The sequence below is a fragment of the Blastochloris tepida genome (assembly GCF_003966715.1).
GTDB lineage: Bacteria > Pseudomonadota > Alphaproteobacteria > Rhizobiales > Xanthobacteraceae > Blastochloris > Blastochloris tepida.
Map to the genome: position 1 here is coordinate 3,462,714 of NZ_AP018907.1, position 13,833 is coordinate 3,476,546.

A 13,833-nucleotide genomic window follows, 5' to 3' on the forward strand; every position below is an offset into this window, starting at 1 on the left:
GTTACCCTTGGCATGAAAAGCCGGCATTTTTTCGACCGCAATCGGGATCGCCATACTCACGCCCACGCTTCACCCCGAAATGTTCCGTTATTGTTCTTGCGCGGGCCGACAACCGCACGCTACTCTGAAGCGAAGGCGGGGGAGCGGGCATGGTCCAGCGCGTGGCGACGGTGGCGTTCCAGGGCGTCGAGGCGGTGCCGGTCGACGTCCAGGTCCAGGTCGCGCCGGGCCTGCCGGCCTTCACCCTGGTCGGCCTCGCCGACAAGGCGGTGTCGGAGGCGCGCGAGCGGGTGCGCGCGGCGCTGATCGCCTCGGGCCTCGCGCTGCCGGCGCGGCGCATCACCGTCAACCTCGCGCCGGCCGATCTGCCCAAGGAAGGCTCGCACTACGACCTGCCGATCGCGCTGGCGCTGATGGCGGCGATCGGCGCAATTCCGTCGGACGCGCTCGACGGCTTCTCGGTGGTGGGGGAGCTGGCGCTCGACGGCCGGATCGCCCCGGTGGCCGGCGTGCTGCCGGCGGCGATCGCCGCCAATGCGAGCGGCCGCGGCCTGATCTGCCCCGGCGCCTGCGGGCCGGAGGCGGCGTGGGCCAGCCCCGACATGGAGATCCTGGCGCCCGCCTCGCTGATCCAGCTCGCCAACCACTTCAAGGGCACGCAGGTGCTGGCGCGGCCCCGCCCGCAGGTGGTCTCGCCCACCACGCCGCTGTCGGATCTCGCCGACATCAAGGGCCAGGAGAGCGCCAAGCGGGCGCTGGAGATCGCCGCGGCCGGCGGCCACAATCTCCTCATGCTGTAGGCGTCAAGACCCATCAAAAGCACCTACACCGGCGAGAGGCGATATTCGCGCGGGGTTTTCTCGTATTGGCTGCCCACCGGACAACAGCATTCCAGCGGTTGCGGGCGGGGACGTGCCTGCTTAAATCGGATGCGGGTTCCTGACGAGGCGTCATTATGTTTGGGTTCAAGAGCAAAAAACAGCGGATGGCTGAGTTATTTCAAAATTTCGCTCTCGCTGAGATGCAGGGCGAGCGCCTGAAGCGGTTTGAAGAGACAATGGTTGCTCAAGGTTATCAGCCTCCATGTGGAGAGCGAAGAGACCAGAAACTCTGTGGCGCGGTCGCTGCTTTGTTCGCGCGGCAGGTAAACTTGGGCCAAGCAGTCCCCCCGTTGACGCCCCTATCTGATCACGACTTTGCGGTTGTATGGGTGGCGCTTGTGGCAACGGACATGGCCTCCCAACTCACTGGTGCCGACATGGAATTATCGATGGTGGCAATGCCGGTTTGGCTCTGTACCCCACATGTGTTGTCGACATCGGAGGATGTTGTCCGGCTGATTAAAAGGCCGATGAATGCACACAATCGCATGATGCAGGCGCCCGGATCGCAGAAGATTTCAGAAGACGTAGCTAGTCGATTTTACGACTGGTCTATCAAGGGCTACAAGGAACCTATTGATGTGACCAGGAGCCGTCTTGCTGACTATGTTGAAATCCTTCGAGATTTCCGAGAATAACAGGACGGCATCTAAAAAGACAGATGCTGAGACACGGTCACAAGGAAAATCGCCCGCAGCCTAGGGTGTGAGTGGTGCGTAGTGGTGGGACAGCCCTATGGGGTCATCACCCGATGAGTACCCTTCTCGTCCTCGGCGAGCGGCGATGCCGGTACGGGGGACTTGGCGCAGCGACGAAATTCGAGTGGACGTCTCACATGCCGGCGCCGAAACATTGCCGGGGGCCATTTCCTACAGGGTCCCATCCACGGTTCCCCCCGGCGCTCTCTTACGCTCACGAACGAGCGTGAAATGATGCCGAGGTCCGCGACACTGTGCCGGCTGAACGGGTGTGAAATCTCTGTCGATCAGACCATGCCTATGTGACTGATAAGGTGGCATTTTTAGCGTTCTTCACCGTTCACGGCCCATAATGAAAATGAACAGTGAAATGTCGCTCCGGGCGTAAGCACGAGGTGCTTCCTCGGGCGTCCTGAAGCCCCTGAAGGGTACCTGCCGAGGGCGGGGGTCGGACCCGCTCGTTCCCGGCTGGCGGTGGCCCTAGAACTCGCTGTCGGCCTCGTCAGTGTCATCGATGGGGTCGAAGGCGTCGATGCCGGCTTCGCTGGCACGGGCGGCTTCCACGCATCGCTGCCAATCCGACGCCGTGATGAGCTTCTTGGCGATGGCCATGTTCTTCAGCTTCGACATCTTGCCGGTGGACACCTCCATCGCCTTGGCGATGTCGGCGTCTCTCGCGTACTGGCACGACCTTACGAGCGTCACGACCCGCGCCAACTCGGCGTCCTCGCTCTCCTTCCAGCGCCACCGCAACACGCCCTTGGTGTTCTCCTCCAGCCACGCCGTCGTCTCGACGATGGTGTCGTTTCGGACACCCCGGAACTTCGTGAACGCCAGATCGAACGCGGCGGTGTGCCGGGAGGCAACGCCGTGGTTCTGCTTCAAGCCGACGATCACCTCGAAGGTCGTGGCGATCTTGGACGACCCCCGGTAGCTCTCGCCGCCCTTGTTGGAGTGGTGGACCAGGATGGTGGCGATACCGGCCTGCTTCATGCGCAGCAGGAAAGTCAGCACCGGCTGCATCGCTGCCGCGTCGTTCTCATCGTCCACCCCGGCGAGCACTGAGAAGTTATCGAGAATGACGAGGTCGGCCTTCATGCATCGGGCACGGGAGAAGACCACGTCCTGGCCTTCCTCGTCGGCGATGTCGGGGAATGGTGCGTTCGGGTCCTGATGGCTGCGCACCAACAGCCGCAGGTTCTTCGCCGCAGCGTCGGCGTCCAGGCCCTCCACGGCGTCCTTCAACGCCACGAGGCGATCCTTCAAATCCTGAAGGGCCATCTCGCCGTCAATGTAGAGGACGCGGAAGGGACGCGGCGCTTTCCAGCCGAGGAACTTGCCGCCGCCGGCTGCCGCGAGTGCGATGGACAGGCCCACCATGGTCTTGCCGACGCCGGGTGCGGCCCAGAGCATCATGCTCTCGCCCTGCTTCATCAGCGGGTCGAGGATGTAGTCGCGGACGGGGAGGTCCGCGCTCAGTAATTCACCGAGGGACAGGGAGCGAAGGCGAGCGCCATCGTTTGCCCGACGGTCATTCCGTTCGGTCATGTTCACCTATTGAAGGATGGGAGATGTTCGCCAAGCGGCCAGCCAAGCCCTGTCGAGGGCAAGGCGGTGCGCGTTGGCCTGTTACGTCACCTATCGCGGCACCAAGTTGAGCGCGTCAGGAGCGTCGGGAGACGCGACAGCAGGGGTGAGGGACACGGTGCGCGATAGTCAATTGTCGCCCCTATTTCCGTTACCGGCCTGACTTTAATGGTCATGCCGGCTGCGGGAGCATCGTCAAAGACGTCCATCAGGCGACGAGCCCGGTCCTTTGTACTTGGAAGCTGCCCAGATCACGAGAACCTGAACTAGGATTAAGCCGATGACGATGGGGTCCACGATTGTGTTGCCTCTTGAGAAGCGGAAAGCCTGCCGTATGAGACGATAACACGGCGGAGAATGGCCCGGCCCTCGGTGAACCGGTGGAGCTGCATCGCGTAGTCGGCGTCGTCCTGGGTGAAGGGAACCGGCTTTGCCTTGCCTTCGGCGGTGGCCTTGGTGGCCTCGCGATAGGCTTGGCGGATGTGGGTGGGGTGGTTGTTGTCAACGGCGTTGCCACCGCCCCAATCTCAAATCCCGCTGTACGGCCCGCAACGAGTCCGTGGCTGGCGCCTGTCGTTTCCTGCTCCCAACCTAGGGCTTGACCATAAGGCCTCTCCTGGAGCCGCTACGGGCCGTCCAGAGCCCTCAGGGGTTTTCAGGGAACACGATGTGCCAGACGGCGGTGGGTGCGGCCACGATGTCGTTGAACCCGGACGCATTCAGGTCGTCGGATGCCGGCAACAGGATCGCCGGCAAGCCCACATCATCGGCGACACGACGCGCCTTGAGGTCGTCGGCCACGAGGCCGCGAACGGGATCGGTCATCAGGCCCAAAACCCAAGGTTCGGTTCGCGCCAGGAAGCTCCAGGCCGTCTCATAGCCGGCCGGGAGGGACGGCGAGAGGAGAGCAGCGGGGAGCGTCAGTGACGGAAGAACGGGCGGGGTCGTCTCGTAAGCGATCATAGCATGTCCTCTGTTGTCCTGGCGGTTAACACCAGACGGAAGGACATTGATACGATCAACCGAGCCAGAAAAAGTTAGGTGTGGCCTGGATTTTGGGGAGATGGCGGGTTAGACATCCTGTCGTTCTGGCGAAGAAGCCTGCCAAATCGGGAGAGGCCGTCAGATGTCAGGCAATTTAACATTCAACCCATGAACCTGGACTAAGCCGCTTGGGTTCTGACACGCTCCACAAGCTGCGACGCTCCCGCATCGTTCGGCACGGTCCTACTATCCGGAAGGGCTGCGGCGCGGTCTGATGGGCTTGACCCAGAGGAATTCTCTGGGTCAGTAGGTCTGCGCATCATACAGTCGTGCCGGGGGGAGGGCAGTAATGGCGGGGATGATTGGCCTAGTATCTGTCGTGGGGATGGTCTTGCTCATACCAGAATGGCCATGGTGGAAAGCAGCCGCGCTTGGAGTCGTGGTCGGGCTCGTGGGGAGCTTTCTCGTTGGATACGCTCAGGGGCGTATGATGCGATAGGCCAAAGTCAATCGCGGCGCCATTTCCCTTGTCCATGAGGACACCGATTGAACGCAGATCAATCTTCATCGACCCACATGAACATGATGGAGGTAAACCCTCCATGCTTCCAATTCATGTCCATCACCCCTCGTCGATAATCGACAATCACGCTCGAAAAGCACTCTCGGAGGCGTAGGTTGGCCTTGGCTTGATCGAAGGGTTCCGCAGTTAACGCCGACTCCAGTTCGTCAACTCGCCGAATTAAGAGGGCGGGGGTTGATGCTGATGCCAGTTCGATAAGTTTGGCCTTCTCCGCTTCGCATTGTTCAATATCCCGTTCCAATTCGCGAATGGTCCGAACGATCTCCGCAGAGGTTCCCTTACGCAAAGCCATAACCAGTCGCCGAACCTCTTCCCGCTTGCGGTCAATTTCGTCTTCCAGCCCCGATATTGAAGCATCGAGATACGCTCCATCGCCCCCCGAAGTTGGGCAAGTCCCGCAAAGGAAGCTTGCATGTTGGCGTAGGGCCTCTTCAACAAAGTCCAGCTTCACTGAACGATACTGACAGCCGTTGCCAGACTTCGCCGCGTCGCAGACGAGGTAGGGGCGGCCAGCTTTCTTGCTCGCTCCCTTGGTTACGCGTGTCATCGTGGCACCGCATACGGGGCATTTAGCCAATCCCCCAAGTACATTTCGGACGACGCCAGACTGTGCATGCCTCCCCCTCAGTGGCGCCGAGGTGCCAGACTGGAGCGCTTTCACGCGCTGGTACAGTTCCTCTTCGATCACGGCGGGATAATAGTTCGGCACGGGGTCGAGCGGCTTGCGCCTCTTCCTATAGTCTCCCGCGTCCTCAACGATGTGTGGCACGAGTGTGCCGATCACGGCGGGGTTGCTGATGATCTTGGCAACATAGGAGCGATGCCAGCGGGTCGCCGGTTGACGCTTGCCGTCGCCCCAGGTGGGCACTCCATCGCGATTGAGTGCCTCTGTGATGGCGTGTTGTCCCTGCCCGGCTGCCAAGGCTGCAAAAATGCGCCGGACAACCTCTGCCCGATCCGGGATGATGTCGAAGCCGCTCCTATCCGCCCTGGGCTCAAGCCATGCTGGACAACGGGTGGTGAGGATCTTTTCCCCTACGTCCCGGCGTTTGCGTGACCATGCCTCCTTGAGCCGCCGCGCCTTAGTCTGGCTCTCCTCATGGGCTCGCATCATGACGAGCAGGCTTTCCATGATCCGGAAGGGGTTCGCCTTCACGATCTCCAGTGTCCATTCGCGGCCATCCGCGAGGGTCACGATTGTGATGCCGGCGTTGATGATCTCCTGGAAGATCGGCAGTGCCTCCCAGGGGTCCATCCGGCTGATGCGATCGAAACTCTCGACCAGCAGATAGCTCCCTGGCTCAACAGTTCCGGTCTGAACGGCCAACCGAAAATCAGCGAGGCTGCCACGTTCAGCGTTGCGGCCACGAAAAGCGGACACGCCGAGGTCTCGAAAGGTAAGGTCTTGGTCGAGTGTCAGCCCGTGACGGTCGGCGTACAGCTTCGCGGCTTCCGTCTGCCGACGGAAACTGTCGCCTTTCATCTGCTCGGGGGTGGAGAACCGGAGATAGGAGTAGGCTTTCGGCATGGCGTCCTCGGAGCATGACCATAACGACGGGTCTCCAGAACTACAACATGCTGCTGATCGGCCCGCCCGGCGCCGGCAAGTCGATGCTGGCGGCCCGCCTGCCCTCGATCCTGCCGCCGCTCGCCCCGGCCGAGCTGCTCGACGTGTCGATGGTGATGAGCGTCGCCGGCGAGCTTTCGGGCGGCGCGCTCACCGACCGCCGGCCGTTCCGGGCGCCGCACCATTCGGCCTCGATGGCGGCGCTGGTCGGCGGCGGCCTCAGAGCCCGCCCCGGCGAGGTGTCGCTCGCCCACAAGGGCGTGCTGTTCCTCGACGAGCTGCCGGAGTTCCAGCCGCAGGTGCTGGATTCGCTGCGCCAGCCGATCGAGACCGGCGAGGTGGTGATCGCCCGCGCCAATCACCGCGTCACCTACCCCGCCCGCTTCATGCTGGTGGCGGCGATGAACCCCTGCCGCTGCGGCGAGGCCGACACGCCCGGCTACACCTGCCGGCGCGGCCCCAATGCCCGCTGCAAGGCCGAGTATCAGAGCCGGCTGTCCGGCCCGCTGCTCGACCGCATCGACCTCACCATCCAGGTGGCGGCGGTCACCGCCGCCGATCTGGTGCAGCCGGCCCCGGCCGAGGGCAGCAAAGAGGTGGCGGCGCGGGTGGCGGCGGCACGGGCGCGGCAGGCCGAGCGCTTCGCCGCGCTCGGGCAGCCGCACCTCCTCACCAATGCCGAGGCGGCCGGTCCGCTGCTCGATGAGATCACCCGCCCCGACGCCGCCGGGATGACGCTGCTGCGCGAGGCGGCCGAGAGCCTGCGGCTCACCGCCCGCGGCTATCACCGGGTGCTGAAGGTGGCCCGCACCATCGCCGATCTCGACGGCGCCGAGACGGTCGGCCGCCGGCATCTGGCCGAGGCGCTGTCCTATCGGGCTGCGGCCGACCGGGCGGCGCAGGCAGCGTGATCCGGGTTTCCGGCCGATCCCCTCGGAACGACCGCCGGCCGTTTACCGCGCCCTAACCATCAGGCCAGGTTCGCCCGCCGAAACCGGGCCGGCCTGCCGTTTCGACACCTCCGGGCAAGCTTCCCCCGTCACCGTTACGGGAACGCTGGCGCAGTCGCGGCAGAGCCGGGTACCGGTTCTGCGAACGAGAATGTGATAAGCCAAAAACTCGACAAACCAAGAACTTGACAAAGCAGGAACTTGGAGCGAACGCCGGATCCGAACGGCGGACGCTCCAGAAGGCCCGAGGTCTGCCATGCTCGATACCCCCGATGCCGCCTACGCCCTGGCCGGCGTGACCGCGCTTGTGGCCCTGGCGCTGCTGCTGGGGATCGGCCTGCTGGCGGCCTCGCGCGCCGCGCTGAGCCGCCGCGCCGCGGTCCAGGAGCAGACCATCGCCGGCCTGACCCAGCGTCTGGCGGTGGCCGAGCACGCCGCGAGGGCCGCGACGGCCGAGGGCGACGAGGCCCCGGCGGCGCCCGCTGCCGGCCCCGCCGCGCCCGAGCTGATCCTCGCCCAGCTCGCCGATGCCCGCGAGCGCGCCGAGGCGGCGAGCCGCGCCAAGAGCCGGTTCCTCGCCATCGTCAGCCACGAGGTGCGCACGCCGCTCAACGGCATTCTCGGCATGGCCGACCTCCTGCTCGACACCGCCCTCACCCCCGAGCAGCGCAGCTACACCGCGGCGGTGAAGACCTCCGGCGAGGCGCTGCTCAGCCTGATCGAGGAGATCCTCGACTTCTCCAAGATCGAGGCCGGCCGGCTCGACCTGCAGGAGACCGCCTTCGATCCGGGGCGGCTGGTGGTCGAGGTGGTCGAGCTTCTGGCGCCGCGCGCCCAGGCCAAGGAGATCGAGCTCGTGGCCGACCTCGACGACGCCCTGCCGCGCCGCGTGCTGGGCGATCCGATCCGCCTGCGTCAGGTGCTGCTCAATCTGATCGGCAATGCGGTGAAATTCACCGAGGCCGGCGGGGTGAGCGTGGCGGTGGCGCGCGCCGATGACGGCAAGCTGGCGTTCAAGGTCGCCGACACCGGCCCCGGCATCCCGGTGCAGGACCGTGCCCGCATCTTCGCCGAGTTCGAGCAGGCCGACGTCACCGCCACCCGCCGCCACGGCGGCGCCGGGCTCGGCCTCGCCATCGCCGAGCGCATCGTGCGCGGCATGGGCGGCTCGATCGCGCTGGAGAGCGAGGCCGGCCGCGGCTCCAGCTTCGCGTTTGCGCTGGCGCTGCCGGCGCTCGCCGAGGCCGACCCGGCGGCGTGGCCGGACCTCACCGGCCAGACCTGTCTGGTGATCAGCGATTCGCCGGTGCTGGGGCCGATCCTGCGCACCCGCCTCGCCGCGTGGGGCGCCACCGCCACCCTGGCCCCCGACGCCATGACCGCCGGCCTGGTGCTGCGGGAGCGCACCTGGGACGCGGTGATCGTCGATCGCGGCATCGGGCTGGAGGCGGCGATGGCGCTGGGCGCCGCCGCGCGCTCCCGGGCCAGCCGCCGCGTCGTGCTGCTGAGCCCGGCCGAGCGCGGCGACCTCGCCGGCCTGCAGCAGGCGGGCTACGACGTCTATCTGGTCAAGCCGGTGCGGCCGGGCTCGCTCGCCGAGCGGCTGCGGCCGGGCCTGCCGGACGTGACGGCCCCGGCCATCCAGCCGGCCGATGCCCTGCCCGGGCTGGCGCCGCCGGAGCCGGAAGTCCGGCTGTCGGTGCTGGTGGCCGAGGACAACGACATCAACGCCTTCCTGGCGCGGGTGATGCTGACCAAGCTCGGCCACCGCGTCGAGGTGGTGGGCGACGGCGAGGCGGCGGTGGCGGCGGTGGTCGAGGCGCACGCCGCCGGTGCGCCGTTCGATCTGGTGCTGATGGACGTGCAGCTGCCGCGGCTCGACGGGCTGGAGGCGGCTCGCCGCATCCGGGCGCTGGGCGAGGCCGGGCAGGTGCGCATCATCGCGCTCACCGCCAACGCCTTCGCCGAGGACCGGCGCGAGGCCGAAAGCGCCGGCATGGACGGCTTCCTCACCAAGCCGCTCGACGCCGACGCGCTGAAGGCGGCGCTGGCCGCGGCCGGCGGCGCCCGGCCTGCCGAAGTGGCGTGAGACGGCATCCCCGCCCCGCCGCCGCGGACTGCGCGCGCAGGTCGGGCCGCCCCGGCCGGCCGTACCCCGCGCGGTTGTCACGGAACTGTCCGACACTTATGTTCTAACCGTCGCATTGAGATGCTTCAGTGACGGTTCGCCGTGATTCGCCCGATTGCGTGTCGGGGCGGCCGGTCAACAATGGCCGATCAAGAACTGTCGGCACGTCCACGGCAGCCGTGGCGAAACGCCGGGTGGGGAGACGTCATGCCGAAGCGCGCGCAGGGGGTTGGGGCGCAAGGATCTCTTGGGACGCAAGGATCTCTTGGGGCGCAAGGAACTGGAGCGAAAAGATTTGGCGCGAGCCGGCTCGCCCCCCTTGGCCCCAAGGCGATCATGGCGAAATTCCTGCCGCTTCATCAGGCCAGCGCCGGCTTTATCCCGCTGCTGCGCGCCTATAGCGGCATCCGCCACCGCGACACCCGCCAGCATCCCTCGGGCACCGCCACCCTCGGCCGCATCGGCCCGCTGGAGGTGCGGCTGGCGCGCAATTCGGCCGATGTCCGCCAGGCCCAGAAGCTGCGCTACAAGGTGTTCTACGACGAGATGTCGGCCATCCCCGACGCCGCCACCCGGCTGGCGCGGCGCGATGTCGACGGCTTCGACGCGGTGTGCGACCACCTCTTGGTGTTGGACCACGACGCCACCACCAATGTGCTCGGCCGCCAGCAGCCGAAGGTTGTGGGCACCTACCGGCTGCTGCGCCAGTGCGTCGCCACCCGCCATGGCGGCTTCTATTCGGCGGCCGAGTTCGACATCGGCAGCCTGATGCGCCGCCACAGCACCCTCAATTTCCTCGAACTCGGCCGCTCCTGCGTGCTCAAGCCCTACCGCAACAAGCGCACGGTGGAGCTTCTGTGGCACGGCATCTGGGCCTATGTGCTGCGCCACGATATCGACGCGCTGATCGGCTGCGCCTCGCTGGAGGGCACCGATCCCGACGCGCTGGCGCTGCAATTGTCCTTCCTGCACCACCACGCCCGGGCGCCGGAGGAATGGCGGGCCAGCGCCCTGCCGCAGCGCTATGTCGAGATGAACCGCATGCCCAAGGAGGCGATCGACGCCAAGGCGGCGCTCCATGAGCTGCCGCCGCTGGTGAAGGGCTATCTGCGGCTCGGCGGCTATGTCGGCGACGGCGCGGTCATCGACCATCAGTTCGGCACCACCGACGTGCTGATCATCCTGCCGCGCACCGCCATCAGCCCGCGCTACATCGAGCATTTCGGCGCCAGCGCCAACCGCCACGCGGCCTGAGCGCGGGACCACGGTCTTCGCGGCCCTGAATCTGCCGAGGCGGAGAGATCGAGCCGGCAGGCGCTCTTTCAGCAAGAGCTGCGCCGGCCGTGTCTGCCGCAACTCCACCGTCGTCATGGCCGGGCTCGTCCCGGCCATCCATGTCTTTGTTTGAATATACGTTTTAAGTCGTGGATGGCCGGGACGAGCCCGGCCATGACGGCGGCGGGTCAGCGGCAAGGGCCGCCGTCTCAGCCGTTGCCGCGCACGATGTCCTCGCCGGCGGCCGACCAGTCCAGCATGCTGCCGTTATAGACCTTGAGGCCGGGCCGGCCGGCGGCCATGGCGCGCACGAAGGCCATGCGGGCGCGGGCGCCCGAGCGGCACATCAGCACCACGGTGCGCCCGTCGTTCGGCAGCAGGTCGATCGAGAACCTGGTCAGCGGCACATTGACCGCGCCGGGCACGTGGCCCGACTCGAACTCGCCGGCCTCGCGCACGTCGACCAGCGCCACCGTGCCGGCGTCGAGCTCGCCCTTCAGCGCCTCGCGCTCGATCGCCTCGGGCTTCGGGCCGAACCCGAAGATGGCGCCCACCTCTGACAGAAATCCCATGTGACCCCTCTCCTGTCTGATCGAAATCCGGCCGGACCCGCTTGGTTCCCGATTTCAGGCCGGAACCCGGGTCAGCCGCGTGCCGCGCGCCAGCTCGACCAGCCGGTGGGTGAGCGCGCTGTCGGGATCGGCGAGCGGCGCCAGGATGCTGAAATGGTTGGCGCCCGGCGCCACCACCACCTGGGCCGCGACCTCGCGCTCGCTCCAGGCGGCGACCAGCTCGCGGCTCTGGCGGTGATATTCGCTGCTCTCGTCCTCGCCGACCCAGGCGTCGAAGGTGCGCCCGGCAGCGACCTGCCAGTTGATCGGCGACAGCCGGTGCGCCTCGTTCTCGTCGAGCCGCAGCTTGGCATTGATGCTGGTGGAGACCAGCGGCCGCAGGTCGAACACCCCGGACAGCGCCACCCCGGCCGAGACCAGATCGGGCGGCAGCGTCGAATCGATGGAGTTCCAGTCGGTCGCCACCAGACAGGCGGCGAGGTGGCCGCCCGAGCCGTGGCCCACCACCACCACCGCGCGGCCGATGCGCCGGTGCAGCGCGATCGCCGCGGCCCGCACCTGGCCGATGATGTTGAGCACGGTGACCTCCGGGCAGAGGTCGTAGCCGGCGACCGCGAACGCCAGCCCGCGGGCATTGACGCCGCCGGCGAGGTGGCTGAAGTCCGCCGCCCCGTGCGACTGCCAGCCGCCGCCATGGATGAACAGCACCGCGGCGCCCACCGAATCGATCGCCGGCCGGAACAAATCGAGCGTCTGGCGCGGCGAGGGGCCGTATTTCAGCCCGAGCTGGGCGCGGCCGTGGCCGGCGCGGTAGGCGGCGGCATCGCGCTCCCACGCGGCCAGAATTTCGGCATGCTCCGGAACCCGGGCGCGATTGTCGTATTCTGCTTCGAAATCGAGCGTCACCATCTCACCGACCGGCCCTGGAAGGAGGCGCAGGAGGAACCTGGAGCCACGCGTGGGGCGCGCCTGCCGGTCCCGCATCCGCGGCCTCGTTGCACGACAAACCGCGCCGCCATGGCGTCGAGTCTCCCCTGGGTCGCCCCCGAGTCGTCCCCGAGCGTCATGCGCGTCGCGCACGGTGCCATCCTGCCGCGGATCGCAATTCGATCCCAGTCCGGCACCGCCGCGCCACCATAGCGGGCGGCGCGCGAGGAGGCTATGGTGCGCGCCATGCAGATCGACGGCAAACCCTGGCGCACCATCTGGCGCGACCAAGCGGGCGGGGTCGGGATCATCGACCAGACCTGCCTGCCCCACAGTTTCGAGACCCTCACGCTCGCCTCGCTCCAGGATGCGGCGGTGGCGATCCGCACCATGCAGGTGCGCGGCGCGCCGCTGATCGGGGCGGCCGCCGCCTACGGGCTGGCGCTGGGCCTCGACGAGGATCCCACCGACATCGGCCTGGAGCGCGCTCACCGCGCGCTGGCCGAGACGCGGCCGACCGCGATCAATCTGCGCTGGGCGCTGGGGCGGGTGGTCGATTCGGTCTGCGCGCTGCTGCCGGAGGCGCGCGCCGAGCGGGCGTTCGCCGAGGCCGACGCCATCGCCGAGGAGGATGTGGCCATCAATGCCGCGCTCGGCCGCTTCGGCGCCGAGCTGATCAAGGAAATCGCGGCGAAGAAGCCGGGCCGGACGGTCAACATCCTCACCCATTGCAATGCCGGCTGGCTCGCCACCGTCGACTGGGGCACCGCCACCGCGCCGATCTATCAGGCGTTCCAGGCCGGCATCCCGCTCCATGTGTGGGTGGACGAGACCCGCCCGCGCAACCAGGGCGCCTTCCTCACCGCCTGGGAGCTGAACCATGCCGGCGTGCCGCACACCGTGATCGCCGACAATGCCGGCGGCCACCTGATGCAGCACGGCCAGGTCGATCTGGTGATCGTCGGCACCGACCGTACCACCCGCACCGGCGACGTCTGCAACAAGATCGGCACCTATCTCAAGGCGCTGGCGGCGCACGATTGCGGCGTGCCGTTCTATGTGGCGCTGCCGTCCTCGACCATCGACTGGACGCTCACCGACGGCCGCAAGATCCCGATCGAGGAGCGCTCGGGCACTGAGGTCAGCCACATTTCCGGCCGCACGGCGGATGGCCGCATCGTCGAGGTGCAGCTGACGCCGGACGGCTCGGGCGTCGCCAATCCCGGCTTCGACGTCACGCCCGCCCGGCTCATCACCGGCCTGATCACCGAGCGCGGCATCGCCCCGGCCTCGGCCGAGGGGCTCGCCGCGCTGTTTCCCGAGCGGGCCAAGTCGCGGGCGGCGTGAGGCGGTTTCCGGCGGGGTCGTTTCCGGCGGATCGGCTCGGAACACCGGCGAGCCGGGACCCGTCTCGGTTTGCCACCGGAAACCGGACACGCCGGGGCGTTCTGGGTACCCCTCACCCCCGACCCCTCCCCACCGCTCGCGAAGCTCGCGGGGGGAGGGGAGAAGCGGGATGCCTCTTCTCCCCTCCCCCCATGAACGTAGTGAATGGTGGGGAGGGGTCGGGGGTGGGGGGCATCTTCCAAGCGCGCGCAGCGAAGCCGGAAACCAGAAATTGGCCGGAAACCGTATGAGGTGGCCACCGGAATTCCGACCCGCCGACGATGAAAGCGCCTCG

At 67.1% G+C, this 13,833-nt stretch carries 9 protein-coding genes and 2 pseudogenes; 6 read left to right on the top strand and 5 right to left on the bottom strand.

What is annotated here, in order from left to right; genetic code table 11:
- Positions 1-149: 149 nt before the first annotated feature.
- Together BLTE_RS15715 and BLTE_RS15720 are read left to right on the top strand one after the other, a co-directional pair.
- A pseudogene (locus BLTE_RS15715) lies at positions 150-797 on the top strand (magnesium chelatase domain-containing protein); the annotation flags it as partial.
- Between the two features lie 158 nt (positions 798-955).
- The gene (locus BLTE_RS15720; protein WP_126401575.1) at positions 956-1,519 is read left to right on the top strand and encodes a hypothetical protein; all 564 of its coding nucleotides are present in this window, start codon (positions 956-958) and stop codon (positions 1,517-1,519) included.
- Between the two features lie 540 nt (positions 1,520-2,059).
- On the opposite strand, the gene BLTE_RS15725 is transcribed toward BLTE_RS15720, so the two are convergent.
- From BLTE_RS15725 to BLTE_RS15735, 3 genes are all read right to left on the bottom strand, one after another.
- Positions 2,060-3,127: an AAA family ATPase gene (locus BLTE_RS15725; RefSeq protein WP_126401576.1), complete on the bottom strand. Its 1,068-nt coding sequence runs from the start codon at positions 3,125-3,127 to the stop codon at positions 2,060-2,062.
- 684 nt (positions 3,128-3,811) lie between these two features.
- Positions 3,812-4,129, bottom strand: coding sequence for a hypothetical protein (locus tag BLTE_RS15730; protein ID WP_126401577.1), 318 nt, complete (start codon positions 4,127-4,129; stop codon positions 3,812-3,814).
- A gap of 578 nt (positions 4,130-4,707) precedes the next feature.
- A complete protein-coding gene (locus BLTE_RS15735) occupies positions 4,708-6,261 on the bottom strand; it encodes a recombinase family protein (protein ID WP_126401578.1) in 1,554 nt (517 codons plus the stop codon).
- Between the two features lie 41 nt (positions 6,262-6,302).
- Between BLTE_RS15735 and BLTE_RS15740 the strand changes: the two are divergent.
- The 3 genes and pseudogenes from BLTE_RS15740 to olsB form a co-directional block, all read left to right on the top strand.
- Positions 6,303-7,211 (top strand): annotated as a pseudogene (locus BLTE_RS15740) (YifB family Mg chelatase-like AAA ATPase); the annotation flags it as partial.
- A gap of 295 nt (positions 7,212-7,506) precedes the next feature.
- The gene (locus tag BLTE_RS15745; RefSeq protein WP_126401580.1) at positions 7,507-9,339 is read left to right on the top strand and encodes a response regulator; all 1,833 of its coding nucleotides are present in this window, start codon (positions 7,507-7,509) and stop codon (positions 9,337-9,339) included.
- Between the two features lie 375 nt (positions 9,340-9,714).
- Positions 9,715-10,632 (top strand): l-ornithine N(alpha)-acyltransferase, encoded by a 918-nt coding sequence (gene olsB, locus BLTE_RS15750; protein WP_126401581.1) that lies wholly within the window; start codon positions 9,715-9,717, stop codon positions 10,630-10,632.
- Between the two features lie 230 nt (positions 10,633-10,862).
- On the opposite strand, the gene BLTE_RS15755 is transcribed toward olsB, so the two are convergent.
- On the bottom strand, positions 10,863-11,225 hold the full coding sequence (locus BLTE_RS15755; protein WP_126401582.1) for a rhodanese-like domain-containing protein: 363 nt from the start codon (positions 11,223-11,225) through the stop codon (positions 10,863-10,865).
- A gap of 54 nt (positions 11,226-11,279) precedes the next feature.
- Positions 11,280-12,134, bottom strand: a complete 855-nt coding sequence (locus tag BLTE_RS15760) for an alpha/beta hydrolase (RefSeq protein ID WP_126401583.1) — start codon at positions 12,132-12,134, stop codon at positions 11,280-11,282.
- Positions 12,135-12,398: 264 nt separating this feature from the next.
- On the opposite strand from BLTE_RS15760, the gene mtnA reads away from it, so the two are divergent.
- Positions 12,399-13,499, top strand: coding sequence for an S-methyl-5-thioribose-1-phosphate isomerase (gene mtnA, locus BLTE_RS15765; RefSeq protein ID WP_126402251.1), 1,101 nt, complete (start codon positions 12,399-12,401; stop codon positions 13,497-13,499).
- Positions 13,500-13,833 lie beyond the last annotated feature (334 nt).

What these genes read in the sequence shown, in the direction of transcription:
- BLTE_RS15720 (WP_126401575.1), top strand. Translation starts at nt 956, where the DNA reads ATGTTTGGGTTCAAGAGCAAAAAACAGCGGATGGCTGAGTTATTTCAA.
- BLTE_RS15725 (WP_126401576.1), bottom strand. Translation starts at nt 3,127, where the DNA reads ATGACCGAACGGAATGACCGTCGGGCAAACGATGGCGCTCGCCTTCGC.
- BLTE_RS15730 (WP_126401577.1), bottom strand. Translation starts at nt 4,129, where the DNA reads ATGATCGCTTACGAGACGACCCCGCCCGTTCTTCCGTCACTGACGCTC.
- BLTE_RS15735 (WP_126401578.1), bottom strand. Translation starts at nt 6,261, where the DNA reads ATGCCGAAAGCCTACTCCTATCTCCGGTTCTCCACCCCCGAGCAGATG.
- BLTE_RS15745 (WP_126401580.1), top strand. Translation starts at nt 7,507, where the DNA reads ATGCTCGATACCCCCGATGCCGCCTACGCCCTGGCCGGCGTGACCGCG.
- olsB (WP_126401581.1), top strand. Translation starts at nt 9,715, where the DNA reads ATGGCGAAATTCCTGCCGCTTCATCAGGCCAGCGCCGGCTTTATCCCG.
- BLTE_RS15755 (WP_126401582.1), bottom strand. Translation starts at nt 11,225, where the DNA reads ATGGGATTTCTGTCAGAGGTGGGCGCCATCTTCGGGTTCGGCCCGAAG.
- BLTE_RS15760 (WP_126401583.1), bottom strand. Translation starts at nt 12,134, where the DNA reads ATGGTGACGCTCGATTTCGAAGCAGAATACGACAATCGCGCCCGGGTT.
- mtnA (WP_126402251.1), top strand. Translation starts at nt 12,399, where the DNA reads ATGCAGATCGACGGCAAACCCTGGCGCACCATCTGGCGCGACCAAGCG.